This is a genomic window from Ensifer sp. Root142 (assembly GCF_001426785.1).
GTDB lineage: Bacteria > Pseudomonadota > Alphaproteobacteria > Rhizobiales > Rhizobiaceae > Ensifer > Ensifer canadensis.
In genome coordinates, this window is record NZ_LMFK01000012.1 from 381,572 (window position 1) to 404,699 (window position 23,128).

The following is a 23,128-nucleotide window of genomic DNA, read 5'->3' on the forward strand; positions in this document are numbered from 1 at the left end:
GACATTTTGCGTTGGCAATCAGGCTGAACTATCTCGACGGTAACTTCGAACAGCAGTTCGCGGCATTCCTGACCACCAAGCGCGAAGTTTCCGAGGACGTCAACGCCGCGGTCAAGGCGATCATCGACGATGTTCGCCTGCGCGGCGACGAGGCGGTGGCGGAATATTCCGCCCGCTTCGACGGCATCGACTTTGCAACGACCCCGATGGCCGTCAGCGCCGAGGAAATCGATGCGGCGATCCAGGCCGTTGAGCCGGAAGTGCTGGGCGCGCTCAAGGTTGCCGCCGTCCGCATCGAGGCGCACCACGCCCGCCAGCGGCCGAAGGACGATATCTACGAGGATACGATGGGCGTCGGCCTCGGCTCGCGCTGGACGGCGGTCGACGCCGTCGGGCTTTACGTGCCTGGCGGCACGGCGAGCTACCCAAGCTCGGTGCTGATGAACGCGCTGCCGGCCAAGGTCGCCGGCGTCGAGCGCATCGTCATGGTCGTGCCGGCAAACGGCGGCAAGATCAACCCGGCGGTGCTGGCAGCTGCGCGTCTGGCCGGTGTCGAGGAAATCTACCGTATTGGCGGCGCGCAGGCGATCGCCGCCCTTGCTTATGGCACCGCGACCGTCGCGCCGGTGGCAAAGGTCGTCGGCCCGGGCAATGCCTATGTCGCCGCCGCCAAGCGCCAGGTTTTCGGCACCGTCGGCATCGACATGATTGCTGGCCCGTCCGAGGTGCTCGTCATCGCCGACCGCGAAAACAATCCGGACTGGATCGCCGCCGACCTCCTGGCGCAGGCCGAGCACGATGTCGGCGCCCAGTCGATCCTGATCACGGATGACGCGGCCTTCGGCGAGGCGGTCGAAGCGGCGGTCGAACGTCAGCTGAAAACCCTGCCGCGCGCAGAGACCGCATCGGCGAGCTGGCGCGATTTCGGCGCGATCATCCTGGTGCCGGACCTCGAAAAGGCCATACCGCTTGCAAACCGCATTGCCGCCGAGCATCTGGAGCTGGCGCTTGCCGATCCCGAGCCGATGGTCGCCAAGATCCGCAATGCCGGCGCCATCTTTGTCGGACGCCACACGCCCGAAGTCATCGGTGACTATGTCGGTGGCTCGAACCACGTACTGCCGACGGCGCGCTCGGCGCGGTTCTCCTCCGGTCTCGGCGTTCTCGACTACATGAAGCGCACGTCGATCCTGCGCCTCGACGCGGAGCAGCTTCGCATCCTCGGCCCTGCAGCAATCGCGCTGGCGCGGTCGGAAGGCCTTGAGGCTCATGCGCGCTCCGTCGCCATTCGCCTCAATCTCGGGGATGCGGGATGAAGGCAGACCGCAACCAGCGCCTCTGCGACGTCGTATTGGACGAGACGATCGGCCGTTCGACGCCCGACGTGGAGCATGAGCGCGCGGTTGCGATCTTCGACCTTCTCGAAGAAAACCTGTTCGAACCGGTCGGCCACCCGGGCGGCCCCTACAAGCTCAACCTTTCTCTCATGGACGCCAAGCTGGTCTTTGCGATCTCCACCGAGAAAGGATCTGACGTCGCCACCCATATTCTCTCGCTGACGCCGTTTCGCCGGATCGTGAAGGACTACTTCATGATCTGCGAGAGCTATTACGAAGCGATCCGCTCGGCGACGCCGAGTCAGATCGAAGCGATCGACATGGGTCGCCGCGGCATCCACAACGAGGGCTCGCAGACGCTGATGGACCGCCTGTCGGGCAAGATCCGGCTAGATTTCGACACCGCCCGCCGCCTGTTCACGCTCGTCTGCGTGCTCTACTGGCGCGGATGACGGCGGAGACCGGGATGACGGCAACCGCGACGCCTCAACCGACAAGGCCCCGTTCCGTTCTCTTCATGTGCGGCATGAACGCAATCCGCTCGCCGATGGCCGAGGCACTCGCCAAGGCCGCCCTGCCGGCGGGAACCTATGTCACCTCCGCCGGCGTGCGCCACGGTGAGCGCGATCCCTTCGTCGATGTCGTGCTCGACGAGATCGGCCTGTCGATCGGGCGGCATCAGCCGCGCACCCTGGACGAGCTCGAGGACGACTATTTCGACCTCATCGTCACGCTGGCGCCCGAGGCCCATCACATGGCGCTGGAATTGACTCGCTCCATGGCCGTCGACGTGGTCTATTGGCCGACACCTGACCCGACGGTTGCCACCGGCACGCGCGAACAGATTGTCGATGCCTATCGCGCCGTTCGCGATCACCTTGCCACTCTGATTAATCGCCGTCTGGTAGTAGCGCCCGCGGGCGAAAAAGCTTAATACCAACCTGCGCTGATATTGACCTATTGCGTGCGACCGTATGCGGTCCTCCGGCAAGGAGCATATCTGAGAGCGATGCCTGGGCATCGGTCGAGGATTGCGACGCTGCCGGCGGCCGACAGACGGCCCACCCGAAGGGCCGGGCGCTTTTGGTCTCCGACAGCGTCGACAATCCTCACCGGACTGCTCGGGTCCGGTTGCGGTTTTCTCCTTGCCGGAAACCAAAATCGCTCCGGCGCAATCGATCAATATCAGCGCAGGTTGGTATAAGGCAGTACAAAAGCTGAAAAGCCGGCGCAAAGCGGTTCACAAATCCTCGTCGATTGTGTAGTTTCCGGCGAATTTTTCGGGATGCGTGTCGTATCCCCGAACAAACACAGAAAGAACAGTCCTACATGGCGAAAGAAGAAGTCCTCGAATTCCCGGGCGTGGTCACGGAATTGCTTCCCAATGCGACCTTCCGCGTGAAGCTCGAAAATGAACATGAAATTATTGCCCACACCGCAGGCCGCATGCGCAAGAACCGTATCCGCGTTCTGGCCGGCGACAAGGTGCTCGTCGAAATGACGCCCTATGACCTGACCAAGGGTCGCATCACCTACCGCTTCAAGTAAACCGCCCGACAGGTGGCTTCATCATATTTCTGGGGTGACGGCGCGTTCCGATGACAACGGCTCAAAAACTGATACTGGCGTCCGGTTCGCCGCGTCGCGTCGAGCTTTTGGCCCAGGCAGGTATCGAGCCTGCGCGCCTGATGCCGATGGATCTCGACGAAACGCCGAAGCGCTCCGAGCATCCGCGCTCGCTGGCGCGTCGTCTCTCGGCTGAAAAGGCCAAGGCGGCGCTGGCTGCGATCAAGGGTGAAGCCGGTTGGGATGGCAGCTATATTCTGGCGGCCGACACCGTCGTCTGCGTCGGTCGGCGCATCCTGCCGAAGCCGGAACTCGTCAGCGAAGCCTCGAGCGCCCTGCATCTTTTGTCGGGCCGCAGCCACCGCGTCTATACCGGTGTTTGCCTGATCACACCCGACAAGACGTTGCGCCAGAAGGTGGTCGACACCAAGGTCCGCTTCAAGCGCCTTTCCGGTTTTGACATCGAGAGCTATCTTGCCTCCGGCCAATGGCGCGGCAAGGCAGGCGCCTATGGCATCCAGGGCATTGCCGGCAGCTTTGTGGTCAAGCTCGTCGGCTCCTACAGCAACGTCGTCGGCCTGCCGCTCTACGAGACGGTCGGCCTGCTGGTCGGTGAAGGCTACGACGTTCACAATCGCTGGCTGGAAGGCTGAAGGCAGTGACTGACGAAGACAAGAAAAGCGGCTCGAACGTAGCACCTCTGCGCGCCCCGCGTCCTTGCCCCGAATGCGGCCGCCCATCGCACCGCGAGCACTATCCCTTCTGCTCGGACCGCTGCCGCAATGTCGACCTCAACCGCTGGCTCTCGGGCTCCTACGCCATTCCCGTCGCAGACGACGAGGCGAAAGCGGACGACGACGATCGCTGACCGCGATCTGCCTGAATATCCACGGTTTTTTGGCTTTTTCCACTAACTTTGAAATTCCTGCCAAAAAACTTTCATTTGGTGCTGGACACCGCCGAACAAGATGTTATAACCCCGCTCGCTTCCGGGGCACAGACAACGCCCCGAGGGCTCCGAGAGGAGCCGCTGCCCGCAACGGCAGGATGCCCGGATAGCTCAGTTGGTAGAGCAGCGGATTGAAAATCCGCGTGTCGGTGGTTCAAATCCGCCTCCGGGCACCATTCATAATTGCATGGTTTCCTTTGATTTTTAGCCTCTTGATTTAGTCGGTCGCTTGCCGCGTCTAGGCAGGTCTTTTCAGCGTTCTGGAAGTTTCCGTTCTTCCTTCTGCTCACTTCCTTTTTGAAGTCAGCAATGGTGCGTGTCGCAGATGGTAGCCACGTCGAACCTCGCCGCCTCCTCCAACCGAATGTGGCGGGTCTCTAGGGCACGGTCACACTGGCAGGAGCATATCGGGGCAGGGGTGGCTGCTTCCCCTTGCCGATGCAAAGCCGGAGCCGAAGAAGCCGTAATCTTAGCGCTGACGCCCTTACAAGGGCTAGGGCGCGGTCTGTGACTGCGCTCTGATGCAAGCTGCTTCCGATACCCTGCCGCCACCTTATTCAGCCAAGCGGCGATTTTTTCACCTGGCTCTGTCGCCGCCATCCCGCCATGCGGCTGGTATTCCGCATGGGCCCGAAGGGCGCCGCGCCACCTATCCACCCAACACCGCAGACAATGAGATTAACCAATTGTTAACCATGTCGGCGCAACCTGAAACACTGTTGGCAGATTGTGCACCGATCTGGTGGGATCGTGTCAGTCAGGCGTTTCGAGCTTGGAATATACCGGGCATGCCGCGCCCCAAAAGCAGACGAATTCGTTCATTCCTGAGGGAGTAGAGGCAAGGGTGTACGAAATGGCAGATCACATGATGAAGATGCTGATGAGCATCATGGCAGCGCTGTCGCTTGGCTCGCTGCTGTTTCTGATGGCCGTTCTCTAAAGCGCGTCGCGATTTCCAGGATCCGCTTGTCGCGCTTCAAGCTCTTGTTCTTTCGCATGTCATCGCGAAAGCGCTGCACATTTTTGCGCGACATTTCTGGTGACGGCGAAAAGCTCGGGCGTTTGCGCGCACCCGCGGTCCGGTCTGTCAGGGATAGAGGTAGAACTCGTCCCAGTTCTCGCGCGGCACGAGATCGCCGATCTTATATTCGAAGGACAGGATGCCCAGGTGCTCCGCGTCGGTGCGGCACTTGAATTTTAGCTTGTACCATTCCCCCTTGCTGCGGAAAACCGCGCCCGGCGCCTTCATCTTGTCTTCCTTCATGACCGGTTCGGCGAAGGTGTAGGCGATCACCTTGTCGGGCTTGAAGGTCGTCTTGTCGGCGTTGATGCGCTCCATCGCCTCGGTGTCGCAGCGCTGTTCCAGGCGGGTCTGCGGGTCAAGCTTTTCGAACTGGCGCACCAGGGACTGATCCATCGCCAGCGCCGGGGAAAATGTGGCGGCGAAGATGAGCGGGTACGCGACTATCTTCATGCTCGACGGACTCCTGATTCTGGAAAGGGCCGCGCCCGGCAAATCACTGCCGGAGTGCGCCTGCGGTTTCAGTTAAGCTTTGTGGCCATTCCAAGGCACGGATTACGTTTCCGAAACGTCGATCCATTCGGCGCCGGTCAATTCGACGATACGCTGCGGATTGATGTGAACGGCGGCATTGGTGGCGCCAGCGGCAGGAACGACGATGTCGTAGGCTTTCAGCGACAGGTCGCAATAGATGCTGTGGGGCTTGGCAAGGCCGAACGGGCAGACGCCGCCGACTGGATGACCGGTCTCCGCCTCGACCTCGTCGAAGCCGAGCATGCGGGCCTTGGTGCCGAAGCGGGCTTTGTATTTCTTGTTGTCGAGCCGCGCGTCACCGCGCGTGACGATGAGGATCACGTCGTCGCCGACGCGGAGCGCCAATGTCTTGGCGATCTGTGCCGGTTCGACGCCATGGCCCTCGGCGGCAAGTGCCACTGTTGCCGTGCTCTGCTCGAGTTCGATGACGTCGATGTCGGGGGCGTGCTGCGAGAAGAACTGTTTGACGGATGTAAGGCTCATGGTGGGTCTTCAGGCTCTGGAAATGGCTTCATGAAAAAAAGTCGAGCGGACGAACGCTTGGAGAGGCGTCGAGCGCCAAGGGTGCTGCCGCCGGCAGGAATGCCTCAATCGTCGTTGGAGGCGTCAAGGTCTTCCGGGCGTCTGCCTTCCTGCTGCGGCGGCAGGTAGCCATGGGTCGTGAACCAGTTTTCGAGGATCGCCGCGATCGCCTGCTCGCGTGTGAGCTTGCCGGGATGGTCGGCCATGAACGCCTTCAGCGCCGTTTCGATATTGTCGGAGTTCGGCTCGCTCATGGTGATTTCCTTCCGTTGGACTGGCACGGCCCGCCGGGTCGGCGAGCCATGCGGTATGGTCGCGTGGCGGTGGTTCGTCACGCCTGTTTGACGATGCGGATCAGCACCAGCAGGATCACTGCGCCGATCGTCGCGTGCAGGATCGCCGAAAGCACGCCCGATCCAAGGCTGATACCGATGGCGGGAAAGAGGAAGCCGGCGATGAAGGCGCCGATGATGCCCACGACCATGTTGCCGATCAGGCCGAAGCCGAACCCCTTGACGATCAAGCCGGCAAGCCAGCCGGCGATCGCTCCGACAATCAGGAATACGAGAATGCTTTCGATACCCATGAATGGTTCCCTTTCCGTTGGACCTAGAAGGGAAAGATAGACCAGGATTTCAAATCAGATAGGGGGCAATTTCATCGCGCGATGATTTTTTGCAGGAATGCGAAGCATTTGTGCGGGACAATCCGGCGCCGTCCGTCAAACAGGGCGCACAAAAGGCCGCGGTCACGCTCGCTTTATGATCCGCCTACGAGATCGGAGCCGATCCGCGAGACGATATCAATCGTGCGTGAAAATGCCGGGCAGCAATCGCTGCCCGGCATTTAGATTGTGGGATGGGGGAGTGGATCTCAGACGATGCCGCCGCCACCGCCGGCAACGGCCGGCCGCTCGCCGGCCACCTTGGCGCGATAGCCGCTCGCCCGATAGGTCGCAACCGGCGCAATCGCCCCGCCGCTTTCGAAGCGCGCCATCGCCAGGATCGGCTCGACGTCGGTGCGAAACGCGGTCTTCAGCGTTTCCGCCGCCATCAGTGCATCATTGTCCTGCTGGAAGCTGTCGAGCGCTGTGCGGTCGACGATGAGGGCCTGTGCATAGGCGCGGCAGACCTCCATCGCGCTCGTCATCAGGCTTTCGATCGGATCGGTGACATTGTGGCTCTGGTCGAGCATATGGGCCGGATCGAAGCCTTTGGCACCCCGCGTCTCGGCATCGACGAGTTCATTGAAGACGAGGAACAGGCGATAGGGGTCGATCGAGCCGGTATCGAGGTCGTCGTCGCCATATTTCGAATCGTTGAAGTGGAAACCACCGAGTTTCCTGAACTGGATCAGCCGGGCGACGATCATCTCGATGTTGACGTTCGGCGCGTGGTGGCCAAGGTCGACCAGGCAGAAGGCCTTGGGTCCAAGTTCCTGGGCGATCAGGTAGTTGGTGCCCCAGTCCTGCACCACGGTCGAATAGAAGGCCGGCTCGAACATCTTGTGTTCGGTGAAGACGCGCCAGTCCTCGGGCAGTGCGGCATAGACCGCTTTCATCGCATCGAGATAACGCTCGAACGATCTGGTGAAGTTGCTCTGGCCGGGAAAGTTGGAGCCGTCTCCGACCCAGACCGTCAGTGCCTTCGAGCCGAGCTGTCGGCCGATGTCGATGCATTCGAGATTGTGCTCGACCGCTTGGGCGCGCGTGGCCGCGTCGCTGTGCGACAACGATCCGAACTTGTAGGAATGTGCCTGTCCGGGCGCATCCGAGAAGGTGTTCGAGTTCATCGCGTCGAAGCCGAGGCCGAGGGCGGCACCTTTCTGCTTCAGTTCCTGGAGATCGCTGACCTTGTCCCACGGGATGTGCAGCGAGACGTTGGGCGTTGCCCGTGTCAGCTGCTGGATGACGGCGCAATCCTCCAGCTTGTCGAAGATATTGCGCGGCTCGCCCTTGCCGGGGAAGCGGGCAAAGCGGGTGCCGCCGGTGCCGACCCCCCAGGAGGGGACTGCGACGCCATAGGCCGCAACCTTGCGCTTGATGGCGTCGACGTCGATGCCGCGGCGCGCCAGCCTTTCGCCAAGGCTTTCATAGTCCTGGCGAAGTGCCGCCTCGCGGCGCTCGTTCTCTGCGTCAAGGATGGTCTTGCCGATCATGGTGGTGCTCATCAAAATCTCCGGATCAGCGGGTGAACGACTGGGCATTGCCCGCGTCGACATTGACGATGTTGCCGGTCGATTTCGCCGACATGTCCGAGGCGAGGAAGTAGATCGCCTCGGCGATATCCTCCGGGAAGACGCTGAGCTTCAGCATCGAGCGTTCGCGGTAGTGCGCCTCGAGGTCGTCGACATCCATCTTGTAGGCGGCGGCGCGCTGCTCTTTCCACTCGCCGGTCCAGATTTTCGAGCCGCGCAGCACGGCGTCCGGGTTGACGACGTTGACGCGGATCTGGGCGGACGCGCCCTCGAGCGCCAGGCAACGGGCGAGGTGGATCTCGGCTGCCTTTGCGGTGCAGTAGGCCGATGCGCCGGGCGACGCGGCAAGACCATTTTTGGAAGCAACGAAGACGACGTTGCCGCCGGCCTTCTGGTTGCGGAAGACCCGGAAGGCCTCGCGCGAGACGAGGAAGTAGCCCGTCGCAAGGATGTCCATGTTCTTGTTCCAGAGCGCCAGCGTCGTATCCTCGACCGCGGCGGAGGAGGCAAGGCCGGCATTCGACACCAGGATGTCGAGACCGCCGAAGGCTAAAAGCGTATCGCCGAAGCCACCTTCTACCGCCGCCTCGCTGGTCACGTTCATGCTGAGCGAACGCACGAAATCCTTGCCGTGGCGGGCCGCAAGCTCGCTTTCGGCGCTAGCAAGCGCCGTTTCGTCGATATCGGCGATGACGACGCAGGCACCTTCCTGCATCAGCCGGTGTGCCGTTGCCTTGCCGATGCCGCCGGCGCCGCCAGTCACCAGCGCGATGCGTCCCGCAAGGCTTTTTGGCTTCGGCATGCGCTGAAGCTTGGCTTCCTCGAGCAGCCAGTATTCGATGTCGAAGGCTTCCTGTTCCGGCAGGCCGACATAGGTCGAGACGCCGGATGCGCCGCGCATGACATTGATGGCGTTGACGTAGAATTCGCCGGAGATGCGCGCCGTCGCCTTGTCCTTGGCAAAGGTGATCATGCCGACGCCGGGCACCAAGTAGACGACCGCGTTCGGATCGCGCATGGCGGGGCTGTCTGCATGTTTGCAGCGCTCGTAGTAGGCGGCGTAATCGGCGCGATAGGCAGCGATTGCGTCGGCAAGCCCGGCAAGGGTCTTTTCGATGTCTGCAGCGGCAGGATCGAAATCGACGACAAGCGGGCAGATCTTGGTTCTGAGGAAATGATCCGGGCAGCTGGTGCCGAGCGCTGCCAGCGGCTTGAGATCCTTGGCGGTCACGAAGTCGAGCACCGCCTGGCTGTCGTCGAAATGTCCGACCTTGCGCTCGTCGGCGCTGATCAGGCCGCGGATGACCGGCATCAACCGTTTGGCAATCGCCACCCGGTCGCTCGCATCGAGCGTCGGCTTGGCCACGCCGCCGAAGGCCGGCCTGGTGTTTTCCGTCTCGAACCAGGCGATCGCCTTGTTGATGATTTCGACGGTGGTCTCGTAAGCTTCTCTGGCCGTGTCGCCCCAGGTGAAGAGGCCATGGCTTTCAAGCACGACGCCGCGGGCGGACGGATTCTCCAGGCAGAACTTTTCCAGCCAGAGGCCGAGTTCGTAGCCCGGGCGCTTCCAGGGCAGCCAGCCGATGTCGTTGCCGAAGATTTTTGCCGTCAATTCCCTGCTGTTTTTGGAGGCCGCTATCGCGATGATCGCATCGGGATGCATGTGATCGACGTGCTTTTTCGGAACATAGGCGTGCAGCGGCGTGTCGATCGAGGCGGCGCGCGGGTTGAGGTTGAACGTGCAATGCGGAAGATAGCCGACCATCTCGTCTTCGAAGGCGACGCCGCGATAGATGCCTTTCAGGGCATTCAGCTTGTCCATGCAAAGCGTGGCGAAGCCGTCCATCTTGATCGTGCCGACGTCGCCGCCAGAGCCCTTGACCCAGAGGACTTCGACCGTGCCGCCGCCGAGCGGGTCCTTCTCCATCACCTTGGCCGAGGTATTGCCGCCGCCGTAGTTGGTGATGCGCTTGTCGGAGCCGAGCAGGTTCGAACGATAGAGAAGACGTTCGGCCTCGCTCATGCCGGCCGCCTTCGTCTCATCCCATAGATTGGCAAGCCGCGCGCCCTGTTGCTTGTCGAGCATCTCGAAAATCCTCCCGGTCCGTTGCCACGCGGCTTGGCGGCCGCGTGGAGATGTGGTTGGCATCAGATCACATGGCCCGAGAGTCATTGTCAATCAAAAACGATCAAATTCGCGCATGTCGCACTGCACAATGAAAAAATATGATTGATTGTGATTGACAATGTTTGGTCGTGATGGAAGCATGCAAATTATCGGAGGAGCGAATGCACGAGAAAGAAAGACATCGGATCATTCTGTCGGCGGTTCAGGAAAAGCCCGTGGTCACGGTGCCGGAACTGGTCGATCTGACCGACAGTTCCGAGGCGACGATCCGGCGCGATATCGCGGCGCTCCACGTGCAGAAGCGGTTGCGGCGCGTGCGCGGCGGGGCGGAAGCGATCAATCCGCCGCAGTTCGTCGGGCTGGCCGGGCGACCCTTCAAGGTCAATGAAAGCCTGCATGCGCGGGAGAAGCAGGCGATCGCCAAGGAGGCGGTGGCGCTGTGCGAAGATGGCGAGCCGATCATCATCAATGGCGGCACGACGACCTTCCAGATGGTGCACTTTCTCACCAATCGCCGGATGCAGGTCTTCACCAACTCGTTTCCGATCGCCGAGCATCTGCTCAAGCACTCGAAAAACACGGTGATGCTGTCGGGCGGCACGATCTACCGCGAGCAGAACATCATCCTCAGTCCGTTCGACAATGACGTGACGCGCAATTTCTATGCGCGCCGCATGTTCATGGGCGCCCAGGGGCTTGGTCCGCTCGGTCTGATGGAGGCGGATCCGCTGCTGATCCAGGCCGAGCAGAAACTGATCGATCAGGCCGACGAGCTCGTCGTGCTCGTCGACTCGTCGAAATTTCACAAGCGCTCCAGCCTCATCCTGTGCGGATTGAAGCGGATCGCCACTGTGATCACGGATTCGGGCATCGAGGACAGGCATGCTGCGATGCTCGAAAATGCCGGCGTGCGATTGGTGATCGCCAACGCCAGGTCCGGCGCTGACGCGGAGAATGCATCCTCGACCGCTTGAGACGGCCGAGGGGAGGGGAAGGATCGGCACCGGTCGGAAAAGACCGGGCCGGTTGCGAATTCGAGAAGGTTAGTACCGGACGATGCGGTCATCCCGATCGCGTTCCGGTCCATGGGAGGAGTGGAAATGAAGATCCTGAAATCATTGATGGTCACGGCCGCCGTGTCGTTGGCGCTGATGGCCAATGCCGCACATGCGGAAAACAAGAAGATCGCCCTGGTCGTCAAGGCGCTCGGCATCGGCTTCTTCGAGGCTGCCAACAAGGGCGCGCAGGAAGCCGCAAAGGAACTGGGCGACGTCGAGGTGATCTACACCGGTCCAACGACGACGACCGCTGAAGGCCAGATCGAGGTGATCAACTCGCTGATCGCCCAGAAGGTCGATGCCATCGCTGTTTCCGCCAACGACACCGATGCTCTCGTTCCGGCGCTGAAGAAGGCGATGGATCGTGGCATCAAGGTGATCTCCTGGGATTCCGGGGTCGCCAAGGACGGCCGCCAGATGCACCTCAACCCGTCGTCAAATCCATTGATCGGCAACATGATCATCAAGCTCGCCGCCGACAACCTGCCGGATGGCGGCGATGTCGCCGTGCTCTCGGCTTCGGCGACAGCCACGAACCAGAACACCTGGATCGAGGAAATGAAGAAGGTTCAGGGCAACTACAAGGGCATCAATGTCGTCGCGACCGTCTACGGCGATGACCTTGCCGACAAGTCTTACCGCGAAACGCAAGGGCTCATTCAGTCCTATCCCAACCTGAAGGCGATCATCGCGCCGACCTCGGTCGGTATCGTTGCTGCGGCACAGGCCGTCACCGATGCCGGCAAGATCGGCCAGATCAATGTCACGGGCCTCGGCCTTCCCTCGGAGATGGCCGGTCACGTGAAGTCGGGCGCATCCAAGTCCTTCGCGATCTGGAACCCGATCGATCTCGGCTATTCCGCAACGATGATCGCCTATGATCTCGTCAACGGTGCCGAAGCCAAGCCCGGCGCGGAATTGAAGATGGGCCGCATGGGCGCTGTGAAGCTCGACGACAACAACGAAGGCGCCATGGCCGACCCGTTCGTCTACGACGCCTCGAACGTCGAAGAGTTCGCAAAGATCTTCTGATCGGCGAGGGGCGGTTACCTCTCACCCGGCCTGCCGGCCACCTTCTCCCCGTTTGACGGGGAGAAGGGAAACATGCGGCGATGCTCCGCTCCTAATGGGCGTCGGCGTAAGCGGCGACACGCCAACGGGTCCCCTCTCCCCGCGAGCGAGGAGAGGGTTAGGGTGAGGGGCAATTTTGCAGACGTGGCGCCTTGGATGTCAGGCCCACAAATCAGGCGGATGGAATGTGTTGCAGGATACGATCAAATCGCGGATGAAGCCCGCCATTGCGCTTGAAGGCATCTCCAAGTCCTTTCCCGGCGTCAAGGCATTGTCCGACGTTTCGCTGTCGCTCTATCCGGGCTCCGTGACGGCACTCGTCGGTGAGAACGGTGCGGGCAAGTCGACCCTCGTCAAGATATTGACGGGCATCTATCAGCCTGATGGAGGCAGCATCCGCGTTGCGGATGCGGAAACCGCCTTCCCGACCGCGCTTTCTGCTGCAAGGGCAGGCGTAACCGCCATCCATCAGGAAACGGTTCTGTTCGACGAACTGTCCGTCGCTGAAAACATCTTCCTCGGCCATGCCCCGCGCAACCGTTTCGGCCTGATCGACTGGAATAAGCTCAATGCGGATGCACGTGCGCTCTTGCATCGCGCCGGCGCTGATTTCGATCCGACGATCCGGCTGCGCGATCTCGGCATTGCCAAGAAACATCTGGTGGCGATCGCCCGGGCTCTGTCGGTCGATGCCCGCGTCGTGATCATGGACGAACCGACGGCGGCGCTGTCGCACAAGGAAATTCACGAACTCTACGCGCTCGTCGAACGGCTGAAGGCCGACGGCAAGGCGATCCTCTTCATTAGCCACAAATTCGATGAGATCTTCCGCATCGCCGATCGCTACACCGTGTTTCGCGACGGAACGATGGTCGGCGAGGGGCTGATCGCCGATGTCAGTCAGGACGATCTCGTGCGCATGATGGTCGGCCGCGCCGTCGGCTCCGTCTATCCGAAGAAGGACGTAGCCATCGGCGACCCCGTTCTGACAGTCTCCGGCTACCGTCACCCGACCGAGTTCGAGGACATTAACTTTGAACTGAGACGTGGCGAAATTCTTGGCTTCTATGGGCTGATCGGCGCGGGCCGCTCCGAATTCATGCAGTCGCTGATCGGCATCACCCGCCCGTCGGCAGGTGCCATCAGGCTGGATGGCGAAATCCTGGTGATCCGCAATCCGTCCGAGGCGATCAGGAGCGGTATCGTCTATGTGCCAGAGGAGCGTGGGCGTCAGGGCGCGATCATCGGCTTGCCGATCTTCCAGAACGTGACGCTGCCGTCGCTGTCGCGCACCTCGCGCTCCGGCTTCCTCAAACTTGCCAACGAGTTCGCGCTTGCGCGGGAATATACGTCTAGGCTCGATCTGCGGGCCGCCTCCCTCGATCAGGACGTCGGCACGCTTTCGGGCGGCAACCAGCAGAAGGTGGTCATCGCCAAATGGCTGGCGACCAAGCCGAAGGTGATCATTCTTGATGAACCGACCAAGGGCATCGACATCGGCTCCAAGGCCGCGGTGCACGCCTTCATGAGTGAGCTTGCCGCACAGGGCCTCAGCGTCATCATGGTCTCATCGGAAATCCCCGAAATCATGGGCATGTCGGATCGCGTCATCGTCATGCGCGAGGGCCGCATTGTCGGCCGCTTCGAGCGGGAAGAATTGACGGCGGAAAAGCTGGTGCGTGCCGCCGCCGGCATTGCGGAGGCCGCATGATGGCCAAGCTCCTGAAAAACCGTGAACTGCTGCTTGTCGGCGCGATCCTGGTGCTGGTCGTCCTGATCGCCTGGCGCTTCCCGCCCTTCATTGCGCCGACCAATCTGGCACGCGTCTACAACGACACCTCGATCCTCATCATCCTGGCGCTCGGCCAGATGGCCGTGATCCTGACGCGCTGCATCGATCTGTCCATGGCGGCAAACCTGGCGCTTTCCGGCATGGTCGCGGCAATGCTGAACGCCGCGTTCCCCGGCCTGCCGATCCCCGTCATCCTCCTGTCGGCCATAGCGCTCGGCGCGGTGCTCGGGATGATCAATGGGGCGCTGGTCTGGAAACTCGACATCCCGCCGATCGTTGTCACTCTCGGCACGCTGACGATCTATCGCGGCCTGATCTTCCTCTTGACCAACGGCAAGTGGATCAATGCCCACCAGATGAGCGATGCCTTCAAGAGCTTTCCGCGCACTGATCTTGCCGGCATTCCCGTGCTGTCCTGGCTCTCGGTCGTCACGGTCGCGGCGATCTTCCTGGTGATAAGCCGCACGCCGCTCGGGCGGGCCTTCTTCGCCGTCGGCGGCAATCCGCATGCGGCTGTCTATACCGGCATCGACGTCGGCCGGACGCGCTTCTTTGCCTATTGCCTCTCGGGGACGCTTGCCGGGCTGTCCGGCTATCTCTGGGTGTCGCGCTATGCCGTTGCCTATGTCGATATTGCCGCCGGCTTCGAACTCGACATCATCGCCGCCTGCGTCATCGGCGGCATCTCGATCGCCGGTGGCATCGGTTCGGTGCCGGGAGCGGTGCTCGGCGCGCTGTTCCTCGGTGTGATCAAGAACGCTCTGCCGGTCATCAACATCTCGCCCTTTGCCCAGATGGCGATTTCCGGCATGGTCATCATAACGGCCGTTGCCGTCAATGCGCGTGCCGAACGGCGCAAGGGACGCGTCATCCTCAAAAAGGCGGAGGCTGTCTGATGGCAGAAACGCATCTCTCCCCCCGCAACATTCCCGATCGCCTCGAAGGGCGCGGCGCGCGCCTGCTGAAGAGTTGGGAAAGCCTGCTGTTCGTCGTCGCCTGCCTCATCTTCATCGGCAATTCGCTGGCCTCACCCTATTTCCTCGACCCGTGGAACCTGTCCGACGCCACCTTCAACTTCACCGAAAAGGCGATGATCGCCTTCGCCATGGCGCTGGTGATCATTTCAGGCGAGATCGATCTCTCGGTCGCCTCGATCATCGCGCTCGCCTCGACGGCGATGGGTTATGCCGTCCAGCTCGGCTTCGACACGCCGGCGCTGGTGGTTGTCGGACTTTCGGTCGGGCTCGCCTGCGGCGTCGTCAACGGCCTGCTGATCACCGGTCTCGGCCTGCCGTCGATTGTCGTCACTATCGGTACGATGAGCCTGTTTCGTGGCCTCTCCTTCATCATCCTTGGCGATCAGGCCTTCACCGGCTATCCCGGAAGCTTCTCCTGGTTCGGGCAGGGCTATGTCTGGTGGGTGTTCTCGTTCGAGTTCACGCTCTTTGTCGTCCTGGCCGTGATCTATGGCGTCGTGCTGCACAAGACCAATTTCGGCCGCGCCGTCTACGCGATCGGCAACAACCAGACGGCCGCGCTGTTCTCCGGTATCCGCGTCGGCCGCGTGAAGTTCACGCTGTTTCTGCTCACCGGCCTGATGGCGGGGCTTGCCTCGATCTGCCTGACCTCGCGCCTCGGCTCCACCCGACCGTCGATCGCGCTTGGTTGGGAGCTGGAAGTCGTGACCATGGTGGTGCTTGGCGGCGTCAGCATTCTCGGTGGCTCCGGTACCATACCGGGGGTCGTGCTTGCGGCCCTGATCATGGGCATGGTCACCTTCGGCTTCGGGCTCCTGAACGTGCCGGGCATCGTCATGTCGATCTTCATCGGTTTGCTGTTGATCTCGGTGATCGCCCTGCCCATCCTGTGGCGACGCGCCCGCCGCCGTCTTGCCCACTGAGGTTTCCATGGAAAAATACGCCTTCCGTATGCGGCTCAATCCGGGAATGGCCGCCGAATATACCGCACGTCACGATGCCATCTGGCCGGAGCTGGTGACCCTGTTGAAGGAGGCCGGTATTTCGGACTACTCCATCCATCTCGACGAGGAGAACGATCTGCTCTTCGGCGTCCTCTGGCGAGCGGACGACCACGGCATGGCCGATCTGCCCTCCCATCCGGTGATGCGGAAGTGGTGGGCTCATATGGCCGACATCATGGAAACCCGCGAGGATAACGATCCGGTCGCCGTACCGCTCAAAACCGTTTTTCACATGAGCTGACCCGATGCGGATCGTGGGCGTCATTGACATCGGCAAGACCAATGCCAAGGTCGCAGCGGTTGATCTCGATCGCTTCGAAGAGGTTGCCGTGCGCAAGACCGCAAACCGTGTCGTCGCGGGCGAGCCCTATCCGCATTTCGATGTCGAGCGTCTCTGGGCCTTCGTGCTCGATAGCCTGACGGCGCTCCAGGCCGAGCATCCCTTGCAAGCGATCTCGATCACCACCCACGGCGCAACCGCGGTTGTCCTCGACGAGGCCGGCGACCTTGCCTTGCCGGTGCTGGACTATGAATTCGGCGGGCCGGATACCCTGTCGGAAGCCTATGAGGCCGTTCGTCCGCCTTTTGCCGAAACCGGCTCCGCGCGCCTGCCTATGGGCCTGAATGTCGGCGCGCAGCTGTTCTGGCAGCAGCAGACCTTTCCCGACGCCTTCGCCAGGATCGCAACGATCCTGACCTATGCGCAATACTGGACCTTCCGGCTGACCGGCGTGCGCGTCAACGAACTGACCTCGCTCGGTTGCCACACCGACCTCTGGAACCCGACGGAAGGCGCCTTCTCGACGCTGGTGGAAGGCCAGGGCTGGCGGCACCTGTTTGCGCCCGTCCGCAAGGCAGACGATATCGTCGGCAAGCTGCTGCCCGAGCTTTGCCTCGCCACCGGCATTCCCGCGGGTACGCCTATCTACTGCGGCATCCACGATTCCAACGCGTCGTTGCTGCCGCATCTGCTGACCCGAACGACGCCGTTTTCCGTGGTGTCGACCGGCACCTGGGTCGTGATGCTGGCGGTTGGCGCCGCCAAAGTGACGCTCGATGAACATCGCGACACACTGATCAACGTCAACGCTCTCGGCGACCCGGTTCCCTCGGCGCGTTTCATGGGCGGTCGTGCCTTCTCGCTGCTGCTCGGCGACGGCACGACGCCCACCGCGTTTGAAGACGAGGAGGCCGTCATTGCGGCAGGGCACATGCTGTTGCCTTCGCTTCCCGAAGGCTCCGGACCTTTCCCATCCGCCAAGGCGCGCTGGACGGTGGACGAGGAGAAGCTGACGCCGGCCGGCAGGGTCGCCGCCGTTTCTTTCCATCTGGCATTGATGACGGCGACATGCCTCGATCTCATCGGGGCGCGAGGGGATATCGTGGTCGAGGGACCGTTCGCTGCAAACGCCGCCTATTTGCGCATGCTTCAGGCGGCAACGGGGCGCCCGGTCCTTGCCGACAGCCACAACGTGACCGGCACCAGCCTCGGGGCTGCAAGTCTTGTCGACGGCCGCCACGTGCGGACCGGCGTGCAGGCCTTCGCCGGCCCCGTGCCTGAGAGCTTTGTGCACTATGCAGAAAACTGGCGGTCGCTAACGAAAAGCCATGTGCAACAGGCCAATGGCAACCAGTAACGGTGAAATATAGGAGAGTAACGGTGCCGCATGAAGTGCGCGGTTGACGACGATGGCGTTCGTTTTTTCGCTTAGAAAACCGAGCTGCGGTTCGTCGAGCGGTTATGCTCGAGATTGAGCACGATGGATACGGCCATCATTGTCAGGATTGCTGTGAGAGCGGCGCCAATTCCAAGAACAATCATTGTTCGTTTCCCGTCAGCGCATCGTCATGATGTCGCTTTGCTTGCTGCAAAGGTTTCTTCCGCGCGATCTGCGCCCACTTCACGTTCGCTTCGATACGCGAGCGCAAGTAGAAGTACAATTCTAAACTCTTGTGAGTGAAAACCTGTTGAAATTCGGGGTCAATAGTGCGGCATTGCTGCGCCGCAAAAACAGCGCCAGGAAACACCCGGCGAATTTTAGTGATTCCGGTTACAGGCCATCGACCGTTAACCTTCAAGCAAGGAATTAACCATAAACATTGTCCCACACGTCGGAATGGGAAAATTCACAGTCTCCTCAAGGCATGATGCCGCCCCGCCGTACCGGTTCCGGTCCGGTATCGATTCTTCACCGAATTTACTTGCGGGATGGACGATAGCAGACGCCCAAGCGGCGGGGGCTGATCTCATTGATGTGGCGTGCACGTCCGGTGGACCGTGGACCGTCCGGATACTCCCCAGGCAAATTCCAAGCATGCAAAGCCGGGGATTTAGCGTTGAGGCAGGAAGCATCGTCAGAACAGGCAAGGAAGGGCCAGGCAGGCAGTCTGCTGGAGCGCTTGCGCTTTGCCGGGCTCGACGACGAGAGTTGTTCCCGCGTCCGCGACACCAGGCAGAAACTTTCCCCTCGCATCGACGCAGCCCTTCGCGATCTCTTCCAGCGCCTGCAGAGCTATCCCGACGCAGCCCGCCATTTCGACAACGACCGGCAGCTCGATCGCCTGCAGGACATCCAGTCTTCGCACTGGAACGTGCTGACCGATGCCCGCTTTGACGGCCTCTATGCCGAGCGCGTCAAGGTGCTTGCCGACACATCGAACCGCATGGGCCTCGATCCGCGCTGGCAGATTGCAAGCCACGCCGTCGTGCTGGAACACTTGTTGGTCGGCCTCATCGAAGAGGCCTGGCCGAAGTCCTTCCTGCCGATGGGCAGGGGACGTCGCAAGGAACTGTGCGATCTGGTTGCGGCACTAGTCCGTACCGTTTTCGTCGACACCGAGATCGGCGTCTCGCTCCGCTTCAACGCCCTTCGCCAGCAGCATCAGCGCCAGCTCGCCGACCAGCACAGTGCCGACGAGCAGGCGGTAACGACCCTATTCGGCGACTTCGCCAAAGGCTTGAACGACGGCGACCTGGGCGTGCGCCTGTCCGAGAGCGCGCCGGATGCCTACCAGCCGATCGTCGCCAGCTTGAACGCGGCACTCGACACGATCCAGCAGAGCCTGCAGTCCGCCGATCAGCGCGGTCAGGCGGCGGAGACTTTCATTGGCCGTCTGCGCGACGGAGCGGCCGGTTTTTCCGACAAGGCGGCGGCTGAAGCCGATGCCCTCTCGGGTCAGCTCGCAGCGCTTGCCGACATGACCGAACGCATGGCGACGGGCTCGAGCCGCATCAGCGCCACCGAGATCAAAGCCACCGAGACAAGGGTTGCTGTCGAGCGCAGCGGCGAGATTGCCGGCCAGGCAATCTCCGCCATGGCCGACATCGAAGCGTCGGCCGAAAAGATCGGCCAGATCATCGGCGTCATCGACGAGATCGCCTTCCAGACCAACCTGTTGGCGCTGAATGCCGGCATCGAGGCTGCAAGGGCAGGCGACAGCGGCCGCGGCTTTGCCGTCGTCGCCCAGGAAGTGCGCGCGCTGGCGCAGCGCTCCGGCGAAGCGGCACGTGAAATCAAGCAGCTGGTGACGGGCACCAAGGCGCAGGTCGAGACCGGCGTCGAGATCGTCGGTCGCACTCAGGATGCGATCAGCAGCATCGTCCAGCAGGTCACATCGATCAATGCCGCCGTCTCCGGTATCGCCCGTGAGGCGGAACAACAGGTCGGCGATCTCAAGGGCGTTGCCTCTGACATCGGTGCGATTTCGCAGGCCGTGCAGGCAAGTGCTGCGATGGCGGGCGAGACGGTCCGGTCTTCCGACGACCTGCACAATGTCATCGTCGAGCTCGGCGAGACGATCCGCAGGTTCCGCGTTGAACGCCGCCACGCGGCCTCACCAACACCGGCCGCCAGCCAGGGACGCGGCCTCGTGGCTCCTGCGGCGATGGCCGACGATGAAATGGCGGCGCCATTGTTCGACGACGGTCCGCAACGTCAGTTCGCCGGTTGGCAACGCTGATCTCAAGGGCACTCAAGAGTTAGCAGTCGAGGAAAACAGGAATGGCCAGCAAAAAGACCGCTCAGAAGACGCTCAGCCTCGCTCCGGTGTTGGACCTGAACGAAGCGACAGCGCTGCATGAGAAGCTTTTGGGCCTGAAGGGCAGCGATCTCACGATCGACGCCTCGGCGGTCGAGCGGGTTGGAACGCTCTGCGTCCAGGTGCTGATGGCCGGCGCCAAGACTTGGGAAGAGGATCATTTGTCTTTCACCTTCAGCAAGGTGTCGGACGCTTTCGAGAAAACGACACAGCTCATCGGGGTCGATATCGATCACCTGATGGCAAAGGAGATTTGAAGAATGAAAAAGCGAGTTCTGACAGTCGACGACTCCCGGACGATCCGAAACATGCTTCTGGTCACGCTGAACAATGCCGGTTTCGAAACGATCCAGGCAGAGGACGGCGTCGAGGGCCTCGAGGTTCTCGAAGAAGCCAATCCGGATGTCATCGTCACCGACATCAACATGCCGCGTCTCGACGGCTTCGGCTTCATTGAAGGCGTGCGCAAGAACGACCGTTACCGCGCTATCCCGATCCTGGTCCTGACCACGGAAAGCGACGCCGAAAAGAAGAACCGCGCCCGTCAGGCCGGAGCTACCGGCTGGATCGTCAAGCCGTTCGACCCGACCAAACTGATTGATGCAATCGAGCGCGTAACGGCCTGAAGTCCGAGGATAGCCTCCAATGGATATGAACGAAATCAAAGAGATCTTCTTCCAGGAATGCGAGGAACAACTCGCCGAACTGGAATCGGGTCTGCTGAAGCTCAATGACGGCGACCGCGATCCGGAAACGGTCAATGCGGTGTTTCGCGCGGTGCACTCGATCAAGGGTGGCGCCGGCGCTTTCGGGCTCGACGACCTCGTCTCCTTCGCCCACGTGTTCGAGACGACACTTGATTGCGTTCGTTCCAACAGGCTCGACCCCGGTCCTGAGGTTCTGAAGGTGATGCTGAAGTCGGCCGACGTGCTCGCCGACCTGACGAACGCTGCCCGCGATGGCGGTAGCGTCGACGAGGCGCGCAGCCGCCAGTTGATCAAGGAACTCGAGGCGCTTGCCAACGGCGAGGTACCGCAGGCGTCGGCCGCTGCCGAGCCGGTCACCAAGGCCGCCCCGGTTGTAACGGCACCCGTCGCCAACGACGAAGGCTTCCAGCCCGTCGCGTTCTCCTTCGACGATTTCGAGGCAGACGAGCCGGCGCTGATGGAGATGCCGACCTACGAGATCGTCTTCAAGCCGAGATCCGATCTCTACGCCAAGGGCAACGAGGCAACGCTGCTTCTGCGCGACCTTTCCCGCCTTGGCGAGATGAGCATCCATTGCGACATGGACGCGCTTCCGGCGCTCGATCGCCTAAATCCGGAATCCGCCTACTTCTCCTGGAAGATCTCGTTGAAGACGGACAAGGGCGAGGACGCGATCCGCACCGTGTTCGAATTCGCCGAGTGGGATTGCGACCTCGAGATTTTGCTGGTCTCCGATGACACAGCCGCTCCGAGCGAAGAGCTGCCGATGCAGCCGGTGCCGTTCGACCTCTCGATCCTCGACGACGAGCCGGCTGTTTCGGTCGGCGTGATCGAGGAAGAAGAGCAGCTGGCAGCCCGGCAGGCGATCCGCGATGCGGCCGTCTCTGCCGCCGGCACGGCCAGCAACGTGCTGCAGATGGCCCAGTCGACCGCCCGTGCGCCTGTTGAAAAGTCGGCCGGTGCCGCCGCCAGTGCCGCGGCGCAATCCGCAGCCGCGCAGCAGGCAGCCGCATCCGCCGCGACACCGACCATCCGCGTCGATCTCGATCGCGTCGACCGCCTGATCAACCTCGTCGGCGAACTGGTGATCAACCAGGCGATGCTGTCGCAGAGCGTGGTCGAAAACGACGCCAACGGCACCTCGTCGATCAACATGGGCCTCGAGGAGCTGCAGCAGCTCACCCGCGAGATCCAGGACTCGGTGATGGCGATCCGCGCGCAGCCGGTAAAGCCGGTGTTCCAGCGCATGTCGCGCATCGTTCGCGAAATCGCCGACATGACCGGCAAGTCTGTCCGTCTCATCACCGAAGGCGAAAACACCGAAGTCGACAAGACGGTCATCGACAAGCTGGCCGAACCGCTGACGCACATGATCCGCAACGCCGTCGATCACGGCCTCGAAACGCCGGAGAAGCGTCTCGCCGCCGGCAAGAGCGCCGAAGGCACCGTGCGCCTGACGGCCAAGCACCGGTCGGGCCGCATCGTCATCGAGCTTGCCGACGACGGCGCCGGCATCAACCGCGAGAAGGTGCGCCAGAAGGCGATCGACAACGATCTGATCGCCGCCGATGCCAATCTCTCCGACGAGGAGATCGACAACCTGATCTTCCACGCCGGCTTCTCCACCGCCGACAAGATCTCCGACATCTCCGGCCGCGGCGTCGGCATGGACGTGGTCAAGCGCTCGATCCAGGCGCTCGGCGGCCGCATCAACATCTCCTCGAAGCCCGGCCACGGCTCGGTCTTCACCATGAGCCTGCCGCTGACGCTCGCCGTGCTTGACGGCATGGTGGTCACGGTCGCCAACCAGACGCTGGTGGTGCCGCTGACGGCGATCGTCGAGACCTTGCAGCCGGAAGCCGCCGCAATCCATTCGTTCGGCTCCAACCAGCGGCTGATATCGATCCGCAACTCCTTCTGCCCGCTGGTCGACGTCGGTCGCATCCTCAACTTCCGCGCCAGCCAGGCAAACCCGGTCGAAGGCGTCGCACTTCTGGTGGAATCCGAAGGTGGCGGCCAGCGCGCACTGATGGTCGACGCCATCCAGGGCCAGCGCCAGGTCGTCATCAAGAGCCTTGAGGCCAACTACACCCACGTGCCGGGCATCGCTGCGGCGACCATTCTTGGCGACGGTCGGGTGGCGCTCATCCTCGATGTCGACACGATCGTGGCCGCCTCGCGTGGCCATTCGCTGAAGGCTGAAATGTCTCTCGCTGCTGCTGGATGAA

General features: G+C 61.9%; 23 protein-coding genes and 1 tRNA gene. 18 read left to right on the forward strand and 6 right to left on the reverse strand.

Features of this window, described 5'->3' with window-relative positions; translation table 11 throughout:
• Window positions 1–11 precede the first annotated feature (11 nt).
• From hisD to ASD52_RS14385, 7 genes are all read left to right on the forward strand, one after another.
• Complete coding sequence (gene hisD, locus ASD52_RS14355; RefSeq protein ID WP_025425875.1) at window positions 12–1,316, forward strand: histidinol dehydrogenase; 1,305 nt, start codon at window positions 12–14, stop codon at window positions 1,314–1,316.
• Window positions 1,313–1,789: a UPF0262 family protein gene (locus ASD52_RS14360; protein ID WP_025425876.1), complete on the forward strand. Its 477-nt coding sequence runs from the start codon at window positions 1,313–1,315 to the stop codon at window positions 1,787–1,789. The genes hisD and ASD52_RS14360 overlap by 4 nt, the downstream gene beginning before the upstream one ends.
• Before the next feature lie 14 nt (window positions 1,790–1,803).
• Window positions 1,804–2,271 carry a low molecular weight phosphatase family protein gene (locus tag ASD52_RS14365; protein ID WP_025425877.1) on the forward strand — a complete coding sequence of 156 codons (468 nt, stop codon included), beginning with the start codon at window positions 1,804–1,806 and terminating at the stop codon, window positions 2,269–2,271.
• A gap of 395 nt (window positions 2,272–2,666) precedes the next feature.
• On the forward strand, window positions 2,667–2,885 hold the full coding sequence (gene infA, locus ASD52_RS14370) for a translation initiation factor IF-1 (protein ID WP_004435948.1): 219 nt from the start codon (window positions 2,667–2,669) through the stop codon (window positions 2,883–2,885).
• Between the two features lie 50 nt (window positions 2,886–2,935).
• Complete coding sequence (locus tag ASD52_RS14375; RefSeq protein ID WP_025425878.1) at window positions 2,936–3,556, forward strand: Maf-like protein; 621 nt, start codon at window positions 2,936–2,938, stop codon at window positions 3,554–3,556.
• Window positions 3,557–3,561: 5 nt separating this feature from the next.
• Entirely contained in the window at window positions 3,562–3,771 is a 210-nt protein-coding gene (gene yacG / locus ASD52_RS14380) for a DNA gyrase inhibitor YacG (RefSeq protein WP_025425879.1), read from the forward strand.
• Between the two features lie 181 nt (window positions 3,772–3,952).
• Window positions 3,953–4,028, forward strand: a tRNA-Phe gene (locus ASD52_RS14385).
• A gap of 911 nt (window positions 4,029–4,939) precedes the next feature.
• Here the strand turns inward: ASD52_RS14385 and ASD52_RS14390 are convergent.
• From ASD52_RS14390 to ASD52_RS14415, 6 genes are all read right to left on the reverse strand, one after another.
• Complete coding sequence (locus ASD52_RS14390; RefSeq protein WP_025425881.1) at window positions 4,940–5,326, reverse strand: DUF930 domain-containing protein; 387 nt, start codon at window positions 5,324–5,326, stop codon at window positions 4,940–4,942.
• Between the two features lie 102 nt (window positions 5,327–5,428).
• On the reverse strand, window positions 5,429–5,890 hold the full coding sequence (locus ASD52_RS14395) for a YbaK/EbsC family protein (RefSeq protein WP_025425882.1): 462 nt from the start codon (window positions 5,888–5,890) through the stop codon (window positions 5,429–5,431).
• Window positions 5,891–5,994: 104 nt separating this feature from the next.
• Window positions 5,995–6,183, reverse strand: a complete 189-nt coding sequence (locus tag ASD52_RS14400; protein WP_025425883.1) for a hypothetical protein — start codon at window positions 6,181–6,183, stop codon at window positions 5,995–5,997.
• Window positions 6,184–6,260: 77 nt separating this feature from the next.
• Window positions 6,261–6,515 (reverse strand): GlsB/YeaQ/YmgE family stress response membrane protein, encoded by a 255-nt coding sequence (locus ASD52_RS14405; protein ID WP_025425884.1) that lies wholly within the window; start codon window positions 6,513–6,515, stop codon window positions 6,261–6,263.
• A gap of 287 nt (window positions 6,516–6,802) precedes the next feature.
• Window positions 6,803–8,098, reverse strand: a complete 1,296-nt coding sequence (gene rhaI, locus ASD52_RS14410) for an L-rhamnose catabolism isomerase (RefSeq protein ID WP_025425885.1) — start codon at window positions 8,096–8,098, stop codon at window positions 6,803–6,805.
• Between the two features lie 13 nt (window positions 8,099–8,111).
• A complete protein-coding gene (locus tag ASD52_RS14415; RefSeq protein WP_025425886.1) occupies window positions 8,112–10,211 on the reverse strand; it encodes a bifunctional rhamnulose-1-phosphate aldolase/short-chain dehydrogenase in 2,100 nt (699 codons plus the stop codon).
• Window positions 10,212–10,414: 203 nt separating this feature from the next.
• Between ASD52_RS14415 and ASD52_RS14420 the strand changes: the two genes are divergently transcribed.
• From ASD52_RS14420 to ASD52_RS14475, 11 genes are all read left to right on the forward strand, one after another.
• Complete coding sequence (locus ASD52_RS14420) at window positions 10,415–11,227, forward strand: DeoR/GlpR family DNA-binding transcription regulator (RefSeq protein WP_025425887.1); 813 nt, start codon at window positions 10,415–10,417, stop codon at window positions 11,225–11,227.
• Window positions 11,228–11,353: 126 nt separating this feature from the next.
• Window positions 11,354–12,343, forward strand: a complete 990-nt coding sequence (rhaS, locus tag ASD52_RS14425; protein WP_025425888.1) for a rhamnose ABC transporter substrate-binding protein — start codon at window positions 11,354–11,356, stop codon at window positions 12,341–12,343.
• 253 nt (window positions 12,344–12,596) lie between these two features.
• Complete coding sequence (locus ASD52_RS14430; RefSeq protein ID WP_025425889.1) at window positions 12,597–14,093, forward strand: sugar ABC transporter ATP-binding protein; 1,497 nt, start codon at window positions 12,597–12,599, stop codon at window positions 14,091–14,093.
• Entirely contained in the window at window positions 14,090–15,070 is a 981-nt protein-coding gene (locus tag ASD52_RS14435; RefSeq protein WP_025425890.1) for an ABC transporter permease, read from the forward strand. Before ASD52_RS14430 ends, ASD52_RS14435 begins: the two co-directional genes overlap by 4 nt.
• Window positions 15,070–16,074 carry an ABC transporter permease gene (locus ASD52_RS14440; RefSeq protein WP_025425891.1) on the forward strand — a complete coding sequence of 335 codons (1,005 nt, stop codon included), beginning with the start codon at window positions 15,070–15,072 and terminating at the stop codon, window positions 16,072–16,074. Before ASD52_RS14435 ends, ASD52_RS14440 begins: the two co-directional genes overlap by 1 nt.
• Window positions 16,075–16,081: 7 nt before the next feature.
• Window positions 16,082–16,396, forward strand: coding sequence for an L-rhamnose mutarotase (gene rhaM, locus ASD52_RS14445; protein ID WP_025425892.1), 315 nt, complete (start codon window positions 16,082–16,084; stop codon window positions 16,394–16,396).
• A 4-nt stretch (window positions 16,397–16,400) separates the two neighbouring features.
• Entirely contained in the window at window positions 16,401–17,792 is a 1,392-nt protein-coding gene (locus ASD52_RS14450; protein WP_057204233.1) for an FGGY-family carbohydrate kinase, read from the forward strand.
• A 700-nt stretch (window positions 17,793–18,492) separates the two neighbouring features.
• Complete coding sequence (locus tag ASD52_RS14460) at window positions 18,493–20,115, forward strand: globin-coupled sensor protein (RefSeq protein ID WP_057224746.1); 1,623 nt, start codon at window positions 18,493–18,495, stop codon at window positions 20,113–20,115.
• A gap of 41 nt (window positions 20,116–20,156) precedes the next feature.
• Entirely contained in the window at window positions 20,157–20,450 is a 294-nt protein-coding gene (locus tag ASD52_RS14465; protein ID WP_025425896.1) for an STAS domain-containing protein, read from the forward strand.
• Window positions 20,451–20,453: 3 nt separating this feature from the next.
• Window positions 20,454–20,819 (forward strand): response regulator, encoded by a 366-nt coding sequence (locus tag ASD52_RS14470; RefSeq protein ID WP_025425897.1) that lies wholly within the window; start codon window positions 20,454–20,456, stop codon window positions 20,817–20,819.
• Between the two features lie 19 nt (window positions 20,820–20,838).
• Window positions 20,839–23,127, forward strand: coding sequence for a chemotaxis protein CheA (locus tag ASD52_RS14475; protein ID WP_025425898.1), 2,289 nt, complete (start codon window positions 20,839–20,841; stop codon window positions 23,125–23,127).
• Window position 23,128: the final 1 nt, after the last annotated feature.